The organism is Nitrobacter hamburgensis X14 (assembly GCF_000013885.1).
Classification (GTDB): Bacteria; Pseudomonadota; Alphaproteobacteria; order Rhizobiales; family Xanthobacteraceae; genus Nitrobacter; species Nitrobacter hamburgensis.
Map to the genome: position 1 here is coordinate 3535293 of NC_007964.1, position 22855 is coordinate 3558147.

At 64.3% G+C, this 22855-nt stretch carries 20 protein-coding genes; 5 read left to right on the forward strand and 15 right to left on the reverse strand.

Annotation, left to right across the window (positions count from 1 at the left end):
- Positions 1 to 59: 59 nt before the first annotated feature.
- The 6 genes from glyS to NHAM_RS16470 all read right to left on the reverse strand — a co-directional run bounded on the left by glyS (position 60) and on the right by NHAM_RS16470 (position 5967).
- Positions 60 to 2354 carry a glycine--tRNA ligase subunit beta gene (gene glyS, locus NHAM_RS16445; RefSeq protein ID WP_011511601.1) on the reverse strand — a complete coding sequence of 765 codons (2295 nt, stop codon included), beginning with the start codon at positions 2352 to 2354 and terminating at the stop codon, positions 60 to 62.
- A gap of 3 nt (positions 2355 to 2357) precedes the next feature.
- Complete coding sequence (locus NHAM_RS16450; RefSeq protein WP_011511602.1) at positions 2358 to 3302, reverse strand: glycine--tRNA ligase subunit alpha; 945 nt, start codon at positions 3300 to 3302, stop codon at positions 2358 to 2360.
- A 173-nt stretch (positions 3303 to 3475) separates the two neighbouring features.
- Positions 3476 to 3667 (reverse strand): hypothetical protein, encoded by a 192-nt coding sequence (locus NHAM_RS16455; protein WP_011511603.1) that lies wholly within the window; start codon positions 3665 to 3667, stop codon positions 3476 to 3478.
- A 224-nt stretch (positions 3668 to 3891) separates the two neighbouring features.
- Positions 3892 to 4797 carry a S49 family peptidase gene (locus NHAM_RS16460; RefSeq protein WP_430707709.1) on the reverse strand — a complete coding sequence of 302 codons (906 nt, stop codon included), beginning with the start codon at positions 4795 to 4797 and terminating at the stop codon, positions 3892 to 3894.
- Between the two features lie 152 nt (positions 4798 to 4949).
- Positions 4950 to 5738, reverse strand: coding sequence for a tRNA1(Val) (adenine(37)-N6)-methyltransferase (locus NHAM_RS16465; RefSeq protein ID WP_041358260.1), 789 nt, complete (start codon positions 5736 to 5738; stop codon positions 4950 to 4952).
- Positions 5719 to 5967, reverse strand: coding sequence for a DUF2007 domain-containing protein (locus NHAM_RS16470; protein ID WP_041358261.1), 249 nt, complete (start codon positions 5965 to 5967; stop codon positions 5719 to 5721). The genes NHAM_RS16465 and NHAM_RS16470 overlap by 20 nt, the downstream gene beginning before the upstream one ends.
- A 154-nt stretch (positions 5968 to 6121) precedes the next feature.
- On the opposite strand from NHAM_RS16470, the gene NHAM_RS16475 reads away from it, so the two are divergent.
- Positions 6122 to 7132 (forward strand): polyprenyl synthetase family protein, encoded by a 1011-nt coding sequence (locus NHAM_RS16475; RefSeq protein WP_011511606.1) that lies wholly within the window; start codon positions 6122 to 6124, stop codon positions 7130 to 7132.
- A gap of 114 nt (positions 7133 to 7246) precedes the next feature.
- Here NHAM_RS16475 and NHAM_RS16480 read toward each other — a convergent pair whose 3' ends face one another.
- From NHAM_RS16480 to NHAM_RS16490, 3 genes are all read right to left on the reverse strand, one after another.
- Entirely contained in the window at positions 7247 to 8158 is a 912-nt protein-coding gene (locus tag NHAM_RS16480; RefSeq protein ID WP_011511607.1) for a 4-(cytidine 5'-diphospho)-2-C-methyl-D-erythritol kinase, read from the reverse strand.
- A 150-nt stretch (positions 8159 to 8308) separates the two neighbouring features.
- On the reverse strand, positions 8309 to 10090 hold the full coding sequence (locus NHAM_RS16485; protein ID WP_011511608.1) for a tetratricopeptide repeat protein: 1782 nt from the start codon (positions 10088 to 10090) through the stop codon (positions 8309 to 8311).
- Positions 10091 to 10286: 196 nt separating this feature from the next.
- A complete protein-coding gene (locus NHAM_RS16490; protein ID WP_041359177.1) occupies positions 10287 to 11948 on the reverse strand; it encodes an electron transfer flavoprotein-ubiquinone oxidoreductase in 1662 nt (553 codons plus the stop codon).
- A gap of 322 nt (positions 11949 to 12270) precedes the next feature.
- Here NHAM_RS16490 and NHAM_RS16495 point away from each other — a divergent pair, with 322 nt between their 5' ends.
- Positions 12271 to 13140: a uracil-DNA glycosylase gene (locus NHAM_RS16495; RefSeq protein ID WP_011511610.1), complete on the forward strand. Its 870-nt coding sequence runs from the start codon at positions 12271 to 12273 to the stop codon at positions 13138 to 13140.
- Between the two features lie 11 nt (positions 13141 to 13151).
- Here the strand turns inward: NHAM_RS16495 and NHAM_RS16500 are convergent, their stop codons facing one another.
- The 5 genes from NHAM_RS16500 to ypfJ all read right to left on the reverse strand — a co-directional run bounded on the left by NHAM_RS16500 (position 13152) and on the right by ypfJ (position 18584).
- Positions 13152 to 14660, reverse strand: a complete 1509-nt coding sequence (locus NHAM_RS16500; RefSeq protein WP_011511611.1) for a glycosyltransferase family 39 protein — start codon at positions 14658 to 14660, stop codon at positions 13152 to 13154.
- Positions 14661 to 14764: 104 nt separating this feature from the next.
- A complete protein-coding gene (locus NHAM_RS16505; RefSeq protein WP_049769360.1) occupies positions 14765 to 15493 on the reverse strand; it encodes a ribonuclease HII in 729 nt (242 codons plus the stop codon).
- Positions 15494 to 15733: 240 nt separating this feature from the next.
- Entirely contained in the window at positions 15734 to 16897 is a 1164-nt protein-coding gene (locus NHAM_RS16510; protein WP_011511613.1) for a PA0069 family radical SAM protein, read from the reverse strand.
- Between the two features lie 62 nt (positions 16898 to 16959).
- Entirely contained in the window at positions 16960 to 17523 is a 564-nt protein-coding gene (gene moaB, locus NHAM_RS16515) for a molybdenum cofactor biosynthesis protein B (RefSeq protein ID WP_011511614.1), read from the reverse strand.
- 137 nt (positions 17524 to 17660) lie between these two features.
- On the reverse strand, positions 17661 to 18584 hold the full coding sequence (ypfJ, locus tag NHAM_RS16520) for a KPN_02809 family neutral zinc metallopeptidase (protein ID WP_011511615.1): 924 nt from the start codon (positions 18582 to 18584) through the stop codon (positions 17661 to 17663).
- A 386-nt stretch (positions 18585 to 18970) separates the two neighbouring features.
- Here ypfJ and NHAM_RS16525 point away from each other — a divergent pair, with 386 nt between their 5' ends.
- Both NHAM_RS16525 and NHAM_RS16530 read left to right on the forward strand, forming a co-directional pair.
- Positions 18971 to 20101 (forward strand): site-specific DNA-methyltransferase, encoded by a 1131-nt coding sequence (locus NHAM_RS16525; RefSeq protein ID WP_011511616.1) that lies wholly within the window; start codon positions 18971 to 18973, stop codon positions 20099 to 20101.
- A gap of 169 nt (positions 20102 to 20270) precedes the next feature.
- Positions 20271 to 20957 carry a glutathione S-transferase family protein gene (locus NHAM_RS16530; RefSeq protein WP_011511617.1) on the forward strand — a complete coding sequence of 229 codons (687 nt, stop codon included), beginning with the start codon at positions 20271 to 20273 and terminating at the stop codon, positions 20955 to 20957.
- A gap of 151 nt (positions 20958 to 21108) precedes the next feature.
- Here NHAM_RS16530 and NHAM_RS16535 read toward each other — a convergent pair whose 3' ends face one another.
- Complete coding sequence (locus NHAM_RS16535; protein ID WP_011511618.1) at positions 21109 to 22287, reverse strand: A/G-specific adenine glycosylase; 1179 nt, start codon at positions 22285 to 22287, stop codon at positions 21109 to 21111.
- Positions 22288 to 22316: 29 nt separating this feature from the next.
- Here NHAM_RS16535 and NHAM_RS16540 point away from each other — a divergent pair, with 29 nt between their 5' ends.
- Positions 22317 to 22796: a DUF721 domain-containing protein gene (locus tag NHAM_RS16540; protein WP_011511619.1), complete on the forward strand. Its 480-nt coding sequence runs from the start codon at positions 22317 to 22319 to the stop codon at positions 22794 to 22796.
- Positions 22797 to 22855 lie beyond the last annotated feature (59 nt).

The following is a 22855-nucleotide window of genomic DNA, read 5'->3' on the forward strand; positions in this document are numbered from 1 at the left end:
GTCACCTCCAGGGACGGGGTTTCCGGTTTACCTCGGCGAGTGTTGGCGCTGCGGTGTCATCAATCCTGGATTTTGGAGAAGTCCGCGACCGTGCGCGTGGCGGCGCGGATTTCGTTGAGCAGCTTCAGGCGGTTTTCACGAATCGTCGGGTCGTCGTCGTTGACCTTCACCTTGTCAAAAAACGCATCGACCGCCGGGCGCAGTTTCGCCATCGCCGCCATGGCGGCAGCAAAGTCTTCGTTCGCAACAGCAGCGCTCGCTTCGGCCGTTACTTGATCGATGGCGGCGGCGAGCGTCTTCTCTTCGTCCAGCCTATAAAGCGAGGCGTCCGGCGCACCGTCGAAAGTGCGCTTGTCCCTCTTCTCCTCGATGGCGAGGATGTTGGAGGCGCGCTTGGTACCCGCCAGCAGATTCTTGCCGTCGTCGGTATCGAGGAATTTTCCGAGCGCCTCGACGCGGCGGACGATCATCAGGAGATCGTCTTGGCCTTCGAGGGCGAACACCGCGTCCACCAGATCATGCCGCGCGCCCTGCTCTCGCAGTTGCACCTTCAGGCGGTCGGCGAAGAATGAGAGGAGGTCAGAAGAGGCCTGCTCGTATTGCGCTTCATAAGCGGCATCAACTTCGTCGGAAGCATCCTGCCGCAATTTCCTCCTGAATTCCCGATAAACAGCCTTCGCGCTACTATCAAAATCAGCCTTATACAAAGCTTCCTGAGCGGCAATGGCAGAACGCGTCAACGGAGCAAGCTTAACCTTGACTTGGATTTCTGGGATAGCGCAACCCACTAAGCGACGAAATGACAATCGAAGATTGTTTTCAAGCAAGAGGCGAATTGCCCCCAGCGCCGCACGGCGCAGCGCATACGGGTCTTTCGATCCCGTCGGCTTTTCATCGATGACCCAGAAGCCAACCAGCGTGTCGATCTTGTCGGCCAACGCCACCGCAATCGAAACAGGATCAGTCGGTACGCGGTCGTTCGGACCCTGCGGCTTGTAGTGCTCCTCGCACGCGGCAGCGACGGAAGCATCCTCGTCCTGTGCCAGCGCGTAGTATTTCCCCATCAGGCCCTGCAGCTCGGGGAATTCGCCGACGACTTCGGTGAGCAGATCGGCCTTGCACAGTTGAGCCGCGCGCTTCGCCTTCGCAACGAGTTTTTCTTTTTCCGCGCCTTGCGCGGTTGGCACGACCAGCGGCGCAATTTCGGCGGCCAACCGCTCGATGCGCGCGATGCGCTCGGCTTGCGTGCCGAGCTTTTCGTGGAACACGATCTTCTCGAACTTCGGCAGCCGGTATTCCAGCTTCGTTTTCAGGTCGGTCTCGTAGAAGAATTTGGCATCCGACAGCCGCGCGCGGATCACGCGCTCGTTGCCGGCGACGATGGCCTTGCCGCCGTCGCTGGCTTCGATGTTGGCTGTGAGGATGAAGCGGTTGGCGAGTCTTTCACCTCCCCCCTCAAGGGGATGGTGAGGCTGCCGCACCACAAAACACTTCTGATTGTTGCGGATGGTGGCGCGGATCACCTCGCCGGGGATCGACAAAAACTCCTCGTCGAACGAGCCCATCAGCACCACCGGCCATTCGACGAGCCCCGCGACCTCGTCGAGCAGCACCTGATCCTCGACCAGGCCGAACCCTTGCGCGAACGCCAGTTCTTTCGCGTCGGCGAGGATGATGTCCTTGCGGCGCTGCGGGTCGAGCACGACTTTCGCCTCGTGCAGCTTCGCCTCGTAATCCTCGAAGCGGCGCACGCTGAATTCGTTCGGCGCCATGAAGCGGTGACCGCGCGTAGTTTGCCCCGCCGCGATGCCGCTGACATCGAACCGCACCACGTCGGGTTCTTCAGTTTCGGGCCCGAAGGTCGCGATGATCGAATGCAGCGGCCGCACCCAGGTCAGCGCGCCGGGCTTCGCCGAGCGCTCGCCCCAGCGCATCTGCTTCGGCCACGGGAAGGTGCGCACGATGACGGGCAAGAATTCCGCCAGCACGTCGATCGCCGGACGGCCCGGCTTCTCGATCAGCGCGACGTAGAAATCGCCCTTCTTCGGATCGCGCTGGATTTTTGCCTCATCCAGCGATTTCAGCCCAGTGGCTTTCAGAAAGCCTTGCACGGCGGCGTCGGGTGCTCCGACCTTCGGCCCCTTGCGCTCATCCTTGAGATCGGGCTGGCGCACCGGGACGCCGTGCACGGTCAGCGCGAGGCGGCGCGGCGTTGCGAAGGCTTTCGCACCCTCATAGACAAGACCCTCGGCGACCAGCTTGTCGGTGACCATCCTGCGCAGATCGTCCGCCGCCTTCGCCTGCATGCGCGCGGGAATTTCCTCGGAGAACAGTTCGAGCAGAAGATCAGGCATCGCCTAGACGCCGCCCGCTTCGGTATGGAGCCACGCCTCGCCGCAGGCTTTCGCCAGTTCGCGCACCCGCAGGATGTAGCTCTGGCGCTCGGTCACCGAGATCACGCCGCGCGCGTCGAGCAGGTTGAAGACATGGCTCGCCTTGATGCACTGGTCGTAGGCCGGCAGCACCATCAGATGAGCCTCGCGTTTGCCGGGCTTTTGCGGATTGTCCTGCCACCCCGCTTCGAGATATGTCTTGCACGCGCTCTCGGCCATCCTGAATTGCTCGAACAGCATCGCGGTGTCGGAATGCTCGAAGTTGTGCCGCGAATATTCCTGCTCGGCTTGCAGGAAGACGTCGCCATAGGTCACCTTGTCGGCACCCTCGCGGCCATTGAAGTTGAGATCGTAGACGCGGTCGACGCCCTGCACGAACATCGCGAGCCGCTCCAGCCCGTAGGTAAGTTCGCCCGCCACCGGCGCGCATTCGACGCCCGCCACCTGCTGGAAGTAGGTGAACTGGCTGACCTCCATGCCGTCGCACCAACACTCCCAGCCGAGCCCCCACGCCCCCAGCGTCGGGCTTTCCCAGTCGTCCTCGACGAAGCGGATGTCATGCAGCGCGCTGTCAACGCCGATGGCGGCCAGCGATTTCAGATAGAGGTCCTGGATGTCCGGCGGCGACGGTTTGAGGATCACCTGGAACTGATAGTAGTGCTGCAGGCGGTTGGGGTTCTCGCCGTAGCGGCCGTCCTTGGGCCGGCGCGACGGCTGCACATAGGCCGCGTTCCAGCGCTTCGGACCCAGCGCGCGAAGCGTGGTCGCGGGATGAAAGGTGCCCGCCCCCACCTCCATGTCATAGGGCTGCAGGATCACGCAGCCGAAGTCTGCCCAGTAGCGTTGCAGGGTCAGGATCAGGCCCTGGAACGAGCGTTCCGGGCGCATGTGCGGGGGCAAGGAGTCCATCGGGCCGTTTTTCGGGGATTCGCGGAGTTTGGCGGCGCGCGGGGACCGTATCGGCGCGTGTCCGCCAAATCAAGGCGATGACGGAACAACGGTTACCGGAAATGCCGGAAATCGTGCGAATTGCGGCGGGGCCTCGGGTCAAGCCCGAGGACATGCTTCGCTCGAAAACGCTCCTAGTCAGGCCGATAGGCACCAGTGCGGGGATCGCGCCGCAGCGTCGGAATATCGCGGGAGCGCGCCGCTTCGGCGACGCGGGCCATTCGGACCTCCTCGAGTTCGTGATTGACCCGCTTGGCGATCCGGTAGAGCCAGCGGACTGCGACCAGTCCGCCCAGGGTAGCTGCAAGTGCAATCAGCGGCGGCATCGTTCGATCCTCGTCTTCATCGTCGGCTTATCGATACTGATATATATTCTCGTCCAACCCGATCATTCCCGCAATCGCTCTTATCGAGACCAATTGGCACGGGATTTCGGCGAGAGTCGGGCCCAGAGCCTTTTCGCTTCTGATGGAATCAGAAGCGGGCTCTATGATTTTGATTTGACGCGTTTTCTTCACGCGAACCGGCATCCACTTCGCTCGAAAACGCTCTAAAATCCGAACTTGGCCCAAATCGCCCGGGTCTCAAGCGCGGAGATCAGGTCGTCCGGCAACCCCAGGGCGGCATCGAACGAGGTCAGGGTTCCGGCTCCCGCTTTGCGGCCAAGCAGCCCCGCCAAGAGACCGGTCGAAGGCGCGATCAGCGGCATCAAGACCTTGTCGCCGAACCGCGCCCGCAGAGTCGAGCGGAGATCGCCGATCGCGTCCGCAAGGCCGAGTGCGACCGATCGCTCGCCCGCCCAGTATTCGCCGGTGAACAAAAGATCGTCCTCCCCCTTCAGCCGCGCACCGCGGCTTGTCTTGACCAGTTCGATGAAGGTGGCGTGGATCTCGCGCTGGATTGCTTTCAGCCGCGCCACATCGTCGGGGTTTTCGGGAAGGAACGGATCGAGCGTCGCCTTGTGTTCGCCCGCCGTATACAGCCTGCGCTCGACGCCGATCTTCCCGATCAGTTCGGTGAAACCGAAGCTGCCGCCGACCACGCCGATCGAACCCAGGATCGACGAGGGATCGCAGACAATCTCGTCGCCTGCGCAGGCGATCATATAGCCGCCGGAGGCGGCGACGTCCTCGACGAACACCAGCACCGGAAGCTTTTTCTCCTGCGCGAGCTGCCGGATGCGCAGAAAAATCTGGCGCGACTGCACCGGCGAGCCGCCCGGCGAATTGACCAGCAGCGCCACCGCTTTGGCATTGTCCACCGCGAACGCCCGCTCCAGCGTCTTGGCGACGCCCGCAAGCGTCATGCCCGGCCTGAGCGGCGTCACCGCGCCGATCACGCCGGACAACCGCACCACCGGCACCACCGGCTTCCCGGACCGCCATCGCTTGGGAACCAGTTTCATCAGCGCTGCTCTCGTCCCGTCGCTCATGGCGTTTCCCTGAAACTCGGCAATTCCATCATCACGCAACTGCCTGATTAACATGAAGATAATATCTATCCACTGGGGATGGCTATCGGTAGCCTTCTCACGACAATTCGCTTCAGATCCGCTCCAAAGCAGCAGGGCGAGTTGCAACACCGGTCTGGTTGGGAGAGGCAGCGCGGTTAGCCGCGCGGGTTCACGGGAGCTCTCCTGTCAGGGCAAGAGCCTTGACCGCCGGCGAGAGCATCCTGAGCCTCTTTGCCGGGCCGGCCGGTCTCGTCGCTGAGCATCAGACCCGGACAAAGCCTGAGCGGCGCCCGGCTCCCTTTGACCGCGCGAACCAGGACGCGGATCGCCGGCTTGCGCGCGTCCGGATGCACCGGCCGGATCGCGAGGCCGCCGAAGCCGCGGCCAAGCGCCGCCAGCACCTCGGCCAGACCGTCGCTCCGCCAGATCAGGCTGAGCACGCCGCCGGATTTCAGCAGGCGCCGCGCCGCATGGACCCATGCCTCGAGCGTGGCAGGCTCCGCGACATGCGCCGCGCGCCGGCCCTCGTCCGGCGACGGCCGGTGCCGCTCCGAATCGTTGAACGGAGGATTCATCAGGACCACGTCGGCGCTGTCGGGGCCGAGGCCGGCGCTTGCGAAAGTCTCCGCCCGGCCTGTGACATCGAGGGTGCAGATCTGCGCCGCAATGGCGTTGAGAACCGCGTTGCGGCGCGCCAGATCGGCGAGGGTTTCATCGCGCTCGACCAGCACCAGGTCGATACCGGCAACCCGCGTCGCTACCGCGAGCCCGGCGGCGCCGACACCCGCCCCGAAATCAACGATACGGTCACCGGGCTTGCCCGGCGTCGCGGCGGCGAGCAGCATCGCGTCGTGACCGGCGCGATGGCCGGACAGAGGCTGATACAGCCGCAGCCGCCCGCCGAGAAATGCATCCTCGCCAATGTCAGATCGTGCGCCGGTCATCGGCGTCGTCGGGCCGCAATTCGTGGCCCAGCCCGGCCTCGGTGAGAAGCTGGCGTGCCTCGCGATTGTCGTCGTCATGCACCAGAATGCGGCGTGGCAGAACGCCGAGCGACCCCTCGATCACGCTCATGTTCTGGTCCAGCACCAGGTGATAAATACTGGCGCCGTCCAGCAGCGCGCCGATCGCCGACACCAGCACCACGTCGTTGGTTCGAACCAATTCCCGCAACGTCACGTTCTCCCGGCGCGCCCAGCTTCACACCCCTGTGGCCCATGTCAACGGCTCCATGTCAACAACTACCTGCGCTTGCCGGGCCGACCGGCACTTTCTATTGTGCGGCGGTTGGAAACGGCGCGAATTCCGCAATCCGGAGATCCTTAGCTTGGCGGTCATTGTCCCATTCGAAAGCCACTCGACAGGCTCCATCGACCAGATCGTCGAGCTCGTCGCCGCCGACATGGAACGCGTCAACGCCACTATCCTGTCGCGGACCGGGTCGGACGTCACGATGATCCCGGAAGTCGCCAACCACCTGATCTCGTCCGGCGGCAAGCGGCTGCGCCCGATGCTGACGCTGGCGATGGCCCATCTCGCCGGCTATTCCGGCGAAGGCCACATCAAGCTCGCGGCCTCCGTGGAATTCATGCACACCGCGACGCTGCTGCATGACGACGTAGTCGACGAGAGCGAGCTGCGCCGCGGCAAACTGTCGGCGCGCATGGTGTGGGGCAACGAGGCCAGCGTTCTCGTCGGCGACTTTCTGCTCGGACAGGCGTTCCGCATGATGGTCGAGGTCGGCTCGCTGCGCGCGCTCGACATCCTGTCGGCGGCGGCGGCCACCATCGCCGAGGGCGAGGTCATGCAGCTTGCGGCGGCGAAGAATACGGCCACCACCGAGGACGAATACCTCGCGGTCATCCGCGGCAAGACCGCAGAGCTGTTCGCCGCCGCCTGCGAGGTCGGTCCGGTGCTCGGCGGTCGTCCGAAGGCCGAGGAAATGGCGGCAGCCAGCTTCGGCATGAACCTCGGCATCGCCTTCCAGCTCGTCGACGATGTGCTCGACTATGGCGGCAAGTCGGCAAAGCTCGGCAAGAACATCGGCGACGATTTCCGCGAGGGCAAGATCACGCTGCCGGTGGTGCTGGCGTTCCGCCGCGGCAACGATATCGAACGGGAATTCTGGGTGCGAGCGCTCGAGCAAGGCGAGATCGGCGACAACGACCTCAATCACGCCATCGGGTTGATGACCAAGCATCGCGCGTTGGAGGATACCCTCAACCGCGCCCAGCACTACGGCGCGATGGCGGTCGATGCGCTGGCGCTGTTTCCGCCGTCGCCGATGAAGAGCGCCCTGGAGCAGGTCGTGGCGTTCTGCCTGGCGCGGTCGCACTAAGCCAGATTGACGACGATCAACGCGTCATGGCCGGGCCTTGTCCCGGCCATCCACGTCCTTGAACCGTTTTCAAGACGTGGATGCCCGGCATAAAGTCGGGCATACGAAAAGATTTTAACTCAGCGTCCCCGCATGAACCCACCATTGCGGGCGATCGAGCCGGATTGTTTGCGCGGCGTTGCGCGCGTCGGCCTCGTTGCCGAAGATCGCAAAGCACGTCGCGCCCGAGCCCGACATCCGCGACAGCCGCGCGCCGGTTGCCCGCAACCTCGCAAGCACCTCGCCGATCACCGGCTGAACGCGGATCGCAGGCGGTTCGAGATCGTTGGTGCCGTCCGCCAGCATGGCGAGCCAGTCGTTCATCGGCGCACCGGTCTTCGGCCACACGATCGCTTCGATCACGTCGGAGACGCCGACGTGCAGTTCGCCTTTCCGAAGGCCGAGCGCGGCGAAAACATCCTTCGTGGCGACGGGAACGCGCGGATTGACCAGCACGGCCGGCATCGCCGGCAAACCCAGCGGCTGCAGGGTCTCGCCGACGCCCGTCATCACGCAGGCCTCGGAGCAGACACAGACCGGTACATCGGCGCCGGTCAGTCGCGCCGCCTCGATCAATCGCGGATCGCCGATCGCAATGCCGTTCGCCCTCGCCAGCAGCCGCAACGCGGCAGCCGCATCCGCCGAGCCGCCGCCGATGCCGGCCGCGACCGGTAAATGCTTGTCCAGCGCGAAAACGCCCGTCGTCAGATTTGCGACCCGCTCACCGAGCAGCCGCGCCGCCTTGAGAACGAGATTGTCGGCTGCCTGGCCGCACTCCTGCGCGCGCGGGCCGCCGGCAACGAGTGACAGGTCCGTGCCCGGCATCAAGGTCAGGCGATCGACGCAATCGGCAAATGCGACCACGCTTTCAAGATCGTGAAAACCGTCGGCGCGCCGGCCCACCACCCGCAGGGTCAGGTTGACCTTGGCGCGCGCGGTCTCGCTCAGTTCTGTCGATTTCACGTTGGTGGCGCCGGTGACGATCATGGCGGGTGTCAAATCCAAAACCGCGCGCGAATCAAATGGTTTTTGCGATTACGTCCGGCTTCACGATCCGCAAGGGAGCCGGAAGCTGCGGAGACATCATGAGCAGAGACATCTTAATCGGACCGAAGGCGCGGCCGGTTCGCCGCGCGCTCAGCCGCCCTTGCCGTCTTGCTTCTTCTTGTCAGCCGACGCCGCCGCCGGGGTTTCATCCGCCGGCAGGCCGTTTTCGATCTTGGCCTCGATCTTCGGCAGTTCGTCCGGCTCCGGCTTCAGGTCGCGCGCGTGCGCCCACTGGAATTTCGCCTCCAGCGTCCGGCCGACGCGCCAGTAAGCGTCGCCGAGGTGATCGTTCACCGTCGGATCTTCGGGCTTGAGGTTGATGGCACGCTCGAGCGTCTTGACCGCCTCCTCGTAGTTGCCGATGCGGTAATAGGCCCAGCCGAGGCTGTCGACGATATAGCCGTCGTCCGGCCGCTGATCGACGGCGCGCTTGATCATCTTCATGGCTTCGTCGAGGTTGAGACCGCGGTCGATCCAGGAATAGCCGAGATAGTTCAGCACGTGCGGCTGCTCGGGCTGAATCTCGAGCGCCTTCTTCATGTCGACTTCCGCCTTGTCCCAATTCTTCGACCGCTCTTCGCAGATGCCGCGGAAATAGTAGTAGACCCAGTTCGGCTTGTCCTTCGCCTCGGCGATCACGTCGATGCCTTTGGCGTAGGTTTTTGCGCAATCGGCGAACTTCTTGTGGCCGCGCTCGATGTTGCCGAGCGCCATGATCGCTTCCAGGTCCTTCGGGTCCTGCTCGGTGACATCCTTGAGAATCTTGATTGCCTCGTCGCTGCGATCGACGGCATCAAGGTTGGTCGCGAGTTGAATCTGCGCATTGCGTTTCAGGGGCGAATCGGCAGGTACGCGCTGATAGGCGCCGATCGCCATCTCCGGCTTCTTCACCGATTCATAGAGGTCGGCGAGCGACAACAGCGCCATCGGCTGATTGGGCGCGAGATAAAGCGCGAGTTGCAGATAGACCAGCGCCAGATCCTCGCCGCCGCGCCGGGTCAGAGACGCGCCGATGCCGTAAAGAGCTTCGGCGGCACCGGTTTGCGGCGAACTGACGAGCTGCGGCAGTTTCTTGCCGGCCTTGGTCTCCTTGATGCCTTCCAGAATCAGCGGATGCCGCGCCAGTTTCTTGTCGAACGACTCATACACGGCCAGCGCCGCCGCGTCGCCCTTGTTGCGTGACAGCCACCGCGCATAGGCATCGGCAACGCGGAGCGCGGAATCGTCGAGTTTATAGGCACGCTCGAGACGAACGCCGGCGTCCTTTTCCCGGCCGGCAAGATCGAGCAACATCCCCGAATGCAGGTCCTTGAAAATCGGATACCATTCCGGGCCGGTCAGCTTGTCGATATTGGCGACAGCCTGCTTGACGTCGCCGGCGCCATAGTCGGCCCAGCCCGACAGCAACGTCGCCACCAGATCGGTGATCGGCCCGCGGACGGATTGATTGATGTTCTTCCGGGCGGCGGCGTACTTCTTCAACTTGAGATTATGGACGCCGATGACCAGCCGCGCGACGCGATTGGATTTGTCGATGGTCAGAATGCGGTCGGCGAGTTTCACGGCGTCGGCAATCTCGCCCTCGGCCAGCGACGAGATGAACGCGCGATCCAGAAGCTCGTTGTTTTTCGGATCGGTGCGCAGCGCCGAACGATAGAACGCCGCCGCGGACTTGGCGTCGCGCTCCACGCTGGCATGGCGCGCGGCGAGATAGCTGCCCGCCCTCGTCATGGTGCGCAAATCGTGAGCGCTGGGAAACTGCGCGGTGTCGGTCGGATGATCCGGCGTCTGTGCTGCCAGCGGGCCGGACAGCACCAACGACGTCGCGGCGGCAACGGCCATCGCCAGGCGATTGAAACGAATGGACAACATCGGGATTCGCGTAGCTCCAGGTTTCACGGCACGAACGTCAGGCGAACTCGATGCGCGACCCGACCGCCAGCATGGCACGATCCGCTTCTAACATTCGCATTGGGTTTGCGCGAGCGTCTTTGCGAAAGCACGCCTACTGTGGCGGCATCGTGGCCGCCGCAAAACGCCGTGCCGTCAGGCGCTCACGAGATTGTGGTCACATCGCCTCATAGTTGGGTCCGCCGCCGCCCTCGGGCGCAACCCAGGTGATGTTGCCGTTGGGGTCCTTTACGTCGCAGGTCTTGCAGTGGACACAGTTCTGGGCGTTGATCTGATAACGCGGGCCGGCGGTGTCCTCGACCCATTCGTAGACTCCGGCAGGGCAGTAGCGATTCGACGGCCCGGCATAGACGTCGTGCTCCGAGGTCTTTTGCAGAACCATGTCGGCGACCTTCAGATGAACCGGCTGGTCCTCTTCATGATTGGTGTTGGAGAGGAACACCGAGGACAACTTGTCGAAGGTCAGCTTGCCGTCCGGCTTCGGATAGACGACAGGCGTGTGGGCCCTGGCCGGATCGAGCGTCTTGCCGTCCGGCCTCGTGTGCGGCCAGGTGCCGAACGGCGAGAACCCGAACAGGGTATTGGTCCACATGTCGAGGCCGCCCAGCGCCACGCCGGCAATGGTGCCGAACTTCGACCACAGCGGCTTGACGTTGCGGACCTTGAACAGATCCTTGCCGACCGTGGAATCGCGCCAGGCATTCTCGTACCCGGCGATCTCGTCGTTGGCGCGCCCGGCGTCGAGCGCCGCCGCGACGTGCTCGGCGGCCAGCATAGCGCTGCCCATGGCGTTGTGAACGCCCTTGATGCGCGGAACGTTGACGAACCCGGCCGCGCAGCCGATCAGCGCGCCGCCCGGAAACGTCAGGCGCGGCACCGACTGATAGCCGCCCTCGGTGATGGCGCGCGCGCCGTAGGCCAGCCGCTTGCCGCCCTCGAACACGCCGCGGATCGCGGGATGGGTCTTGAAGCGCTGGAATTCCTCGAACGGCGACAGGTACGGATCGTCATAATTCAGGTGCACGACGAAGCCGACCGCGACGCGATCGTCGTCATAATGATAGAGAAACGAGCCGCCTCCCGTGGAATTGTTCAGCGGCCAGCCGAAGGAGTGCTGGATCAGCCCGTTCAGGTGTTTGGCCGGATCGACCTGCCAGACTTCCTTGAGGCCGATGCCGAATTTCGGCGGTTCGCTGGTCTTGTCGAGTCCGAACCTTGCGATCAACTGCCTGGACAGGCTGCCGCGGGCGCCTTCGGCGAACAGCGTGTACTTGCCGCGCAGTTCCATGCCGCGCACGTAGGAGTTCTTGTGCGAGCCGTCGCGCGCGATGCCCATGTCACCGGTCGCGATGCCGCGGACCGCGCCGCTGTCGTCGTAAAGCACTTCGGCGGCGGCGAAGCCGGGATAGATTTCGACGCCGAGCGCTTCCGCCTTCTGCGCAAGCCAGCGGCAGACATTGCCGAGCGAGCCGATGTAGCAGCGATGATTGTTCATCAGCGGCGGCATGAGGGCGTTGGGCAACCGGATCGCGCGGCGCGGCGTCATCCAGTAGAACCGGTCGTCCTTGACTTTGGTCTTGAGCGGGCAGTCGGCGTCGTCGCGCCAGTCCGGCACCAGGGCGTCGAGCCCGGCCGGATCGATCACCGCGCCGGACAGAATATGCGCGCCGACTTCCGACCCCTTTTCGACGACAACGATGCCGAGATCGGCATCGAGCTGCTTGAGCCGGATCGCCGCCGACAGGCCCGACGGTCCCGCGCCGACGATAACGACGTCGAAATCCATGGATTCACGGGGCGGCAATTCGTCGCTGCTCATGATCTGCTTCGGCAACCGGCGACCTTTGCGTCTGTCATGTTTTCCAAAGCTTGTTGTTTCCGATTTTTTGCCCGAGAACAACCATGGAAAGCGCCCCTCCGGGGTGCCACGCAGAGCCCTGCCTAGTGGAGTGAATTTGACATTCGCTACCCACCTTGCAGCAAATCCGGCAAGCGAATGTCAAATTCAAAACTCCACTGGAAACTTGGAGTTGCCAGTGGTCTCATGGTTCTAACATTCGCAAAAGGATCTGCTGAAACGGGATGCGAACGTTAGAACCCGAACCACTAGGTTAATTTTCGGCGAACTCTCGGATACCAGCATGACCTCCGATCACGCACCCACCGTCCGAGAACTCATGGCCTTTTATCTCGAGGCCGGGGTGGATTGTGCGCTGGGGGATGGGCCGGTCGACCGCCTGTCCGCGCCCGACTTGGCCGCCCCCGATTTGGCCGCCCCCGACCGGCCGGTCGTCGCGCCGGCGGGAACCGGTCCCGTTCCTGCGGGGAAACCGCCAGACCGCGCGGTCACGGCAGCGCCTCGCGTCGGGATCGCGCCGCCTCCGGAGATTGCCATCGAATCCGCGCGCGAGGCCGCGCGCACCGCCCCTTCGCTCGAAGCGCTGCGGACATTGCTCGACACTTTCGACGGCTGCGCGTTGAAGTTCACCGCGTCGCGGCTGGTTTTCGCCGACGGCAATCCGCATGCGCGCCTGATGTTCGTCGGCGAGGCGCCGGGACGCGACGAGGATATCGAGGGCCTGCCGTTCGTCGGCCGTTCAGGCCAGCTTCTCAACCGGATGATCGCGGCGATCGGCCTCACGCGCAGCGACGTCTACATCGCCAACGTCATTCCATGGCGGCCGCCCGGCAACCGGACGCCGACGCCGCAGGAAACCCAGATATGCCTGCCGTTCATCCGGCGCCAGATCGAACTGGTGAACCCCGACGTTCTGGTCACGCTCGGCAATCCATCGACGCAAACGCTGCTGCCGACCCGCGAGGGAATCATGAAGACCCGCGGCAAATGGTTCGACTACGACACCGACACGCGAACGATCCGCGCGATGGCGACGTTCCATCCGGCATACCTTCTGCGCTCGCCGTCCTCCAAACGGATGGCGTGGCTCGATTTGCGCGCCATCGCCAAGGCGCTGAAAGATATGGCGCTGGAGCGGTCGGCGCAGGCTTGATTGGCTTGGCGTCACGGCGCTGTCGGCCGGACGATGGCCCAACCGATCCGCAACGAGGGCAGCCGGCCGTTGACGAGGCGCTCGAACGCGCGCGGAATCTCCGGAACGATGCCCGGAAACCGCTTTGCGATGGCCTCGGGAGGCGTGCCCGCGGTATCGGACGCGCGCCAGACCACGACGCCGCCGAGTTCGTTGAACCTCGCAAACGTCATCCACGGCGTGCGCTCAGGCGCGGCATCGAGCAGAAGATGCGGCCGCGACGGACCGAGCGCGACGAGGGCCGCGAGTTGCGGATCGCCGGCGACCGCCTGCAGCGGGCGGTTGGTGCGACGCTCGAAATTCTCGCCGAAGAAACGGCCGATCGCCGACGCTGGTATAGATGTTGCAACCTCGGTGCTTGCGAACCACGGCTGAACAACGGTGGTCGCAATCACCGCAAGCGCCGGAGCCACGACGGCGGCGAGCCACGCCACGCGCAGCACACGCAGGCGGCGCAGATGAATCAGGTCGCCGGAGAGCAGGACGACCGCAAGACCCGACATCAACAGCGCAATCGCCACACCGCCGACGACGTGATCGACCCCGAACAGCGCCGCAACGAGACTTCCGCCAAGCGCCGGCGCGAGGGCGAAGACGTAGACGAAATTCTGCGCCAACGGATCGGCCGGCGGCCGGACGATCACCGGCGCGTCTTCAGGCTTCCAATTGACGAGTTCGGAATTGAGGACGACCAGCAGCACAAGGCCGGCCATCGCGACCATGAGTGAGAGGAGCAGTTCACCCCAGCGCAACAGCCGCAGATGCAGTACGTCCAAAGCCGGCCAGGGCGGCGCACCGAGCACGTCGGCACGCACCAGCCAGATCAGGTACGGCAGCGCGAGCACCGTAATCACCAGCAGCGCGAACAGCCAATCGATCGACTCCAAGGCGTTTCGTCCGCGCTCCGTCGCCAGGGCGAACACGGCCAGCGCCAGCAGCAACCCGGCCGCCGCCGGCGTGGTCAGCAGCAACAGGCCGGCTTCGATCGACAGCGCGAACCACGCATTGCGGCGACCCTGCCCGATGACCTGCCAGGCATGCAGCAGCAGCAGCGCCCACAGCGGGAAAGCGAGCACCAGCGGACCGAATGTCAGGCCGGGCGCCCCGAACGCGGTGACCGTCATGGTCAGCAGGACGGCAAGGACCGCCTGCTGGCTGCCGACGATGGTCCGGGCCAGTTCGTACAGAACCCGGAATGCAACGATGAAGCAAAGCTGCGACAGCACGTAGACGCCGAACATGTGGTTGCCGGCGGCGCGATAGGCGATGTCGGCGAGCCAGAATGCGAGCGGCGGCCCGAGATCCGTTCCGACCTGATATTCCCGGCCGAACGCCAGCGCGGTCGCGAGATCACCAGGCGGACCTCGGTACAACAAGAGCGGCACCAGCAGCCAGATCGCCGCCTGGAACAGCGCCACGATCCAGAACACCAGCAGCGGCCGGGCGCGGATCAGTTCGACAACCAGCGAGGTGAAGCGCATGAAGGGCCTGATGGCGGCGGGTCTTGCGGAGTTCCGGGTGCGCGTGAGTGAGGTGCCTGTGAGTGATAAGGCGCGTGAGCCGGCGAGGCAACCGGCCCGACCGGTCAGATCGTCGCCTCGATCGATATCCCGGCCGATGTTTCGGTCGCGGAGGCGCTCTCCCCGATCGGTGGCGCGCGGTGACGTTCGCGCGCCGCAACCACCGGCGCAAAGAAGCTGCGATGATGCGGACTCGGCCCGAGACGGCCGAGCGCCTCGAGATGCGCCGGGACGCCATAGCCCTTGTGAGTCTCAAAGCCGTAGCCGGGGCAGTCTTGCGCGAGCTTGCACATCAGCCGGTCGCGCGTGACCTTGGCGACGATCGAGGCGGCCGCGATCGACAGCACGATACCGTCGCCGCCGATCACCGGCTCGCACGCGCAAGCGATCTCGATCCGGTCGCGGCCGTCGACGAACACATGCCGCGGCATATCCGGCAGCGCATGGACCGCGCGCGCCAGGGCCCACAGCGAGGCGCGCAGGATATTGTCGCGGTCGATCCGAGCGGTCGACGCGAAGGCCACCGCGAAAGACGCGGTTGCTGTGATCTCCTCGAACAGTTCCTCCCGCCGCGCCGCCGTGAGACGCTTGGAATCGTCGATGCCTTTGGGAATACGCTTCGGATCGAGCACCACCGCGGCGGCGACCACAGGTCCCGCCAGCGGCCCGCGCCCGACCTCGTCGCAACCCGCGACCGGCCAGACGCCGCGCTTGAGGAGCGCGCGCTCATGCTGGAAGCTCGGTGCGACGGCCGGCGATCTCCCCGGTCTGTCCCTGGATGGTTCCCGAATCATGCCGGAATGGTGCGAAAACCAACTCGCCGACGCAACCAGGAACCGGGCGCTGTGCCCGTTATTCCGGCGCGTCATTGCCGGGCATAGCCGTTCGACGACGGCGTCACTTCCGCTCGCCTATGCGAAGAACGGCGTCGCTTCCGCTTGCCTATACCCGGCAATCCATCCGTCTTTTGGAAGATGGATGCCCGGATCAAGTCCGGGCATGACGATGATGCTTCGATCAAACGCGGGAGGACTCTAAAACAAACTCAACTGCTGCCCGCCGCGTTTCGGCTTCGCGAAATGATCCGTCGTCAGCCTCAAACGCCGCTTGTTGAGGCCAAGCTTTTCGCAGGCGATCTCGAAGCGGCGACCGATCATCCACGCCATCGGCCCGGTGCCTTTCATCCGCTCGCCCCATTGCGAATCGTAGTCGCGGCCGTTGCGCATGTCCCGGATCAGCGCGAAGACACGACGGTAGCGGTCGGGGTAGTTCGCCATCAGCCATTCGCGGAACAGATCGCGCACCTCGAGCGGCAGGCGCAGCAGCACATAGCTCGCTTCCCTGACGCCGGCATGGGCGGCGGCATCGAGAATCCGCTCGATCTCGGAGTCGTTCAGCGCCGGAATCACAGGCGCCACCATCACCGTGGTCGGAATGCCCGCTTCCGACAGCATTCGCAGCGCTTCCAGCCGCCTCTGTGGGGTCGACGCGCGCGGCTCCATGGTGCGTGCAAGCTTGGAATCGAGCGACGTCACCGAAATCGCGACCTTGGCGAGGTTGCGCTTCGCCATGCGCGACAGGATGTCGATGTCGCGCGTCACCAGCGCCGATTTCGTCACGATGCCGACCGGATGCGAGGTGCGCTCCAGCACTTCGAGGATGCCGCGCATGATTTTACTGTCGCGCTCGATCGGCTGGTAGGGATCGGTGTTGGTCCCGATCGCGATCATCTTCGGCTCGTAGCCCTCCGCGGCCAGTTCCTTCTCCAGCAAGACCGGAGCGTCCGGCTTCGCGAACAGCTTCGATTCGAAATCCAGCCCTGGGGACAGGCCGAGATAGGCGTGGCTCGGCCGCGCGAAGCAGTAGACGCAGCCGTGCTCGCAGCCGCGATAGGGATTGATCGAGCGGTCGAAGCCGATGTCGGGCGAGTCGTTGCGGGTAATGACTTTTCGCGCGGTATCGACCGCAACCGTGGTCTTGAACGGCGGCAACTCGTCGAGACTCTGCCAGCCGTCGTCGAAGGCCGTCCGCGCCTCAGTCTCGTAGCGGCCGCTGACATTGGATTGCGCGCCGCGCCCCCTCCGCCGCTCGCGATCGATGGCGGCCTCAAGCTCGGTAAAAGGAGTCAAGGTGCCCGCCGATCCGGGGGGCGGCGTGACCGGCGGGTGCTTGCGGGCAACAGAAGACGCTCTGCTCATGGCAAGACCATAGCACGCGATCAGAACAAATCAAGAACATAGTCCGGCGTTCTTGCACGCCGTCAGGCCGACGCGCCCTTCGCCTTCGGGCGGCGCAGGTGTTCGTCGAGCCGCGGCATGATCTCGACGAAGTTGCAGGGACGCGTGCGGTAATCGAGCTGGGGCGCGAGGATACCGTCCCAGCCGTCGCGGCAGGCGCCCGGCGAGCCGGGCAGGCAGAAGATAAAGGTCGAGCCCGCGGTGCCGGCGGTGGCGCGGCTCTGGATCGTCGAGGTGCCGATCTTGGCGTGGCTCAACATGTGGAACGCGATCGAGAAGCCATCCATCCGCTTCTCGAACAGCGGCTCGACGGCCTCCGGTGTGACGTCGCGCCCGGTGAAACCGGTTCCGCCGGTGGTGATGACGACATCGATGCTCGCGTCAGCGATCCATTTTTTCACCAGGGCCTGGATCGCCTCGACATCGTCGGTGACGATCTCGCGCGCGCCGAGCTTGTGACCGGCGGCGGTCAACCGCTCCGCCAGCGTCGTGCCCGACTTGTCGTCGGCGAGCGAGCGCGTGTCGGAAACGGTCAGCACCGCGACGTTGAGCGGGATGAAGGGTTTCGATTCGTCGATGGAGGGCATGGACCTCATTCCTTCGCGCGCTTTGACGGCAACCTCACCGTCATTGCGAGGAGCTCAAGGGCGGCGCGTAGCGTCGTCCCGACGGTGAAGTTCTGGATTGCTTCGCTGCGCTCGCAATGACGGATCGAACTGCGCCTTCACAAACGATCCGTCGCGAAGGTATTGCAGGCCTGCACGGTGCCCTGCTGGTAGCCGGTCATGAACCAGCGCTTGCGCTGCGCTGCCGAACCGTGCGTGAACGAGTCCGGTACCACACGGCCGGTCGCCTGCCGCTGCAGCGTATCGTCGCCGATCGCCGACGCCGTGGTCAGCGCCGCGTCGATATCGCCCGCTTCGAGGAAGCCCGGACGCTTCTTCTCCTCGCGATTGACCCAGACGCCGGAAAGGCAATCCGCCTGCAGTTCGACCCTGACCTGCAGCGCGTTCGCCTCGGCCTTGCTGCCCGCCTGCTGCTGCAATCGCGTCACGCGCGGCAGGATGCCGAGCAGGTTCTGAATGTGGTGCCCGGCCTCATGCGCAATGATGTAGGCCGCGGTGAACTTGCAGGCGTTGCCCGAGCAGCCATGGAAGCGGGTTTCCACCTGCCGGAAGAAATTGGTGTCGAGGAATATCTGTTTGTCCGGCGGGCAATAGAACGGCCCCATCGCGGACTGCGCCATGCCGCAGCGTCCGCCATTGGTGGCGTTGCGAAACAGCACGATGCGGGGCCCCGAATAGCTCTGCCCGCTCGCCCTGAAGATTTCGCTCCAGCGGTCGTCGATTTCGCCGAGCACGCCGGAGATCATGCTGCCCATGTCGTCGGACGGCGCACCGGCCTTGCCGGACGACGAGCGGCTGTCGGTCTGATGGGTCGGCGCCTGGCCGCCGGTCAGGATTTCCGCGCCGCCGATCAGGATGCGCGGATCGATGCCGAATGCATAGCCAACCAGGCTGAGTACGACAATGGTGCCGACGCCGAGGCCGCCGCGGCCGATTCCAAACCCACCGCCTCCGCCCATGCCGCCGCCGTCGTCGCGACGGTCGTCGATGTTGTCGCTGCGGCGAAAATCGTCATAACGCATGGCGTCCGTCCTCGTGTCAGATCGATCATGACATCGCCGCAAGGGCGACACCAACGTAAAATTTCCACCTCGTTAATCAATAGCCTGCCCGGCAATAATTGCCTAGTGGAGTGAATTTGATAGTTGCGTCCGGGGCGCACGGCGACGCCTCGACCGGCGCCGACGATGAAGTCCAGCGACCGCAACCGCGCACATGAATCGGAAAATGATATCGGTCATCGAGAACGATATCGGTTCTGCGCGCCACGTTGCGAAACGCGTCCGCAAATCAAACGAAAGACGTTCTGCAGTTAAGTCGATTTTTACTTTGGCAGGTCACTGTAGCGCCAGTCGGTTGTTAGGTCCCGCGTCGCCGACAGCGTCGCCTGAGTCAGAGTAGTCGAGTCATGGGTGTGTCGCGTCGCGGGGCGTCTGCAAGGGCGCCCCGCACCAAATTTGACTCTCCCGCTTCGCGCATCATCGTTGGCGACTGCGTCGCCGCGATGTCGAAGCTTCCATCCGGATCAGCCGATCTGGTCTTCGCGGATCCACCCTACAATCTGCAACTCAAGGGCGATCTCAAGCGTCCCGACGAATCGCACGTCGATGCCGTCAACGACGACTGGGACAAGTTCTCGTCCTTCGCAGCGTACGACGATTTCACCCGCGCCTGGCTGCTCGCCTGCCGCCGCGTCATGAAGCCGACGGCCACCATCTGGGTGATCGGATCGTATCACAACATCTTCCGGGTCGGCGCGATCATGCAGGACCTCGGCTTCTGGGTCCTCAACGACATCGTCTGGCGCAAGACCAACCCGATGCCGAATTTCCGCGGCCGTCGCTTCACCAATGCCCACGAAACCATGATCTGGGCCGCGCGCGACGAGAACGCCAAGGGCTACACGTTCAACTACGAGGCGTTGAAGGCCTCCAACGAGGACGTGCAGGCGCGATCGGACTGGCTGATTCCGCTCTGCACCGGCAACGAACGGCTGAAGGACAAAGACGGCAGGAAAGTTCATCCGACCCAGAAGCCCGAGGGCCTGCTGGCGCGGGTGCTGCTGTCGTCGTCAAGGCCCGGCGATCTCATCATCGATCCGTTCAACGGCACCGGCACCACCGGAGCGGTCGCCAAGCGTCTCGGCCGCAACTATATCGGCTTCGAGCGCGATCAGACCTACGCCGCCGCCGCCGAGAAACGCATCGCGGCCATCGAACCGCTGCCGGAAGCCACCATCGCCCCGTTCATGACCGCGCGCGAAGCGCCGCGCGTGGCGTTCTCCGAACTGATCGAGCGCGGCATGATCTCGCCCGGTGCGAAACTCGTCGACGCAAAGAAGCGTCATGGCGCGTTGGTGCGCGCCGACGGCGCCATCATGCTCGGCGACAAGGTCGGATCGATTCACCGCATCGGCGCGGTGGCGCAAGGTGCGGGCGCCTGCAACGGCTGGACCTTCTGGCACATCGAAACCAGCAAGGGCCTCAGGCTGATCGACGAGTTGCGCGCCGAAATCCGCAGCGAGATGGCGGCCGGCTGAGACGTTCCGTTCGAATTCCGATCTGACAGCGGACGGCTGTGCGGACAACGCACAGCCGTACACGCGACTCGTCGGTTGCATTGAGCAAAAAATCCGAGCATGGAATGACCCTTCGCGGACATCCGCCCGCGTCCCAATTCATGTCAAGAACAAACAGAGGACCCTTTTGATGCTCACGTTCTATCTCAATGGCGCGCCGAACCCGAACAAGGTCGCGCTGTTCCTGGAAGAAGCCGGCCTGCCCTGCGAACTCGTGCCGGTCGACACCCGCAAGGGCGACCAGTTCAAGCCGGATTTCCTGAAAGTGAATCCGAACGGCAAGGTGCCGGCGATCGACGACGACGGCATCTTCGTGTTCGACAGCAATGCCATCCTGCTTTACCTCGGCGAAAAAACCGGTAAGTTCATGCCGGCCAATACGCCGGCCAATCGCGCGCAACTGCTGTCGTGGCTGATGTTTATCGCGAGCGGTCTCGGGCCGTATTCCGGCCAGGCCGTGCACTTCAAGGATTACGCACCGAAGGGCATGGACTATGCGATCAACCGCTACCTGTTCGAGGCGCATCGTCACTACAAGGTCCTCGACGATCATCTTGCCAACAGCCGTTACATGGTCGGCGATACCTACACGATTGTCGATATGGCGTTCTGGGGCTGGGCGCGCATGGCGCCCCGCGTGATCGGAGAGAGTGCCGTTGCCAAATATCCGAACTTCAAGCGGCTGCTCGACGAGGTCTCGGCCCGACCAGCGGCGGCCCGGGCGATCGCGCTGAAGGACAAGTTCACCTTCAAAACGGAAAACGATGACGAGGCCAAGGGCTTCCTGTACCGCCATATGACGACGAAGGTAGCCTGATCGTCCTTCATCAACGGCAACGAGGCCTTTCGGCTCCCACCGGAGGGTCTTTTGTTTGCGCGGCGCGATGCGGCCGCGACGGCGTCAGATTTTTTCGCCTGTTTTTGATTGAGCGTGATCTTGTCCGAAAACCGGTTCCCACTTTTCGGGATCATTGCTCTAACCCGTGCGCGATGACCTTGCGCATCAGATTCGGCAACGCTTCATCCTTCAGCGTTGCGATCGGCACCCAGCGCATACCCTTGGGCGCGCGGGCACCTGCCGGAATGGTCGCGGTATAGACCGTAAGCTCCAGCGGAAAATGCGTGAAGACGTGCGTGACCGTGCCGGCCTTGCGCCGCCAGCGCGAGGCGCTCCCGAGTGACGGCGCCTGCTTCAGCGCGGCCGCATCATCCTGCGCGGCGAGCCAGACCGACGTCGGCACTTCCGTCATGCCGCCGAGCAGACCCTTTTCGGGGCGGGTGCGAACCAGCAGATGATCGCCGCGCGTCACCACGAAGGCCGCGCCGCGCCGCAACGCGCCCGCCTTCTTCTTCGCCTTGCGCGGAAACGTCTCCGGATCGCCGCGCAACCGTGCAGCACAATCGTCACTGAGCGGACATAGCGCGCAGGCCGGCTTCTTCGGCGTGCAGATGGTGGCGCCGAGATCCATCAGCGCCTGCGCGGAATCTCCAGCGCGGCTCTTGCCGTCGCCAGCGCGGCTCTTGCCGTCGCGACCGGCGCGTGTCTTCACGTCGCCGGATCGCGATGGCCCGAGCAGCGTCGCCGCAAGCTCCCGAATGCGCGGCTTCGCCTTCGGCAGCGCCTCCTCCACCGCGAACAGGCGCGACACTACCCGCTCGATGTTGCCGTCGACCGGCATGGTGCGGCGGCCGAACGCGATCGCGGCGATCGCAGCCGCCGTGTACGGACCGATCCCCGGCAGCGCGTGCAAACCTTCTTCCGTATCGGGAAACGTGCCGCCATGATCGCGCCGCACCGCCACCGCGCAGGCATGGAGATTGCGCGCGCGCGAATAGTAACCGAGCCCGGCCCACATCCGCAGGACATCGTCGAGCGAGGCGCGCGCCATGGCGTCAACGTCCGGCCAGCGCGCCAGGAACTTTTCGAAATAGGGCCCGACCGCCTTCACGGTGGTCTGCTGCAGCATGATCTCGGACAGCCAGACGAAATAAGGATCCACGGCTTTGCCGGGCAGCGCGCGCCACGGCAGGCGGCGGCGGTGCAAATCGTACCAGGCGAGCAGGAGTCCGGGCCTGTCCTGCGAACGCGGAGCGGCAGCGGCGATCGCTGGTTTCTTTCGCTTGTTGGCCGCACCTGCTAGGGTCATGCCCTTAATCTATTGCAAAGCGTCAGTGCATGTCCAAGCCCGGCCCCCTCTCGGCCAAGCCGCTCTCCACGCTGCTCGGCGATGTCTTCTCCGATGCCTATGCGCGGCAGGGATTTGCGTCGCGCGAACTGGTGACGCGCTGGGCGGAGATCGCGGGACCCGAGATCGCCGCGCATTCCGAACCGATGAAAATCCAGTGGCCTCGCCCCGTCGACGGGCAGCCGCGGGAGCCGGCGACGCTGGTGCTGCGGGTCGAAGGCCCGGTGGCGCTGGAGATCCAGCACACCTCCGATGTCATCCTGCAGCGGGTCAACCGCTTCTTCGGCTGGAACGCGGTCGGCCGATTGGCCTTGCGGCAAGCGCCCCTGTCGCGCAAGACCTTGCGAAGGACCGCTAGTTCACCGAGCGAAACGGATGTCGCCAGGGTCGCCGAAACGCTGTCATCGATCGGGGACGACGATCTGCGCACCACGCTGGCGCGACTCGGCGCCTCGATCAAGCGAAATTGACGCGACAGTTGCGTGGGCCGCCGACGGCGCGCCATTGCCACAATTGCCGTTTCAAGTTA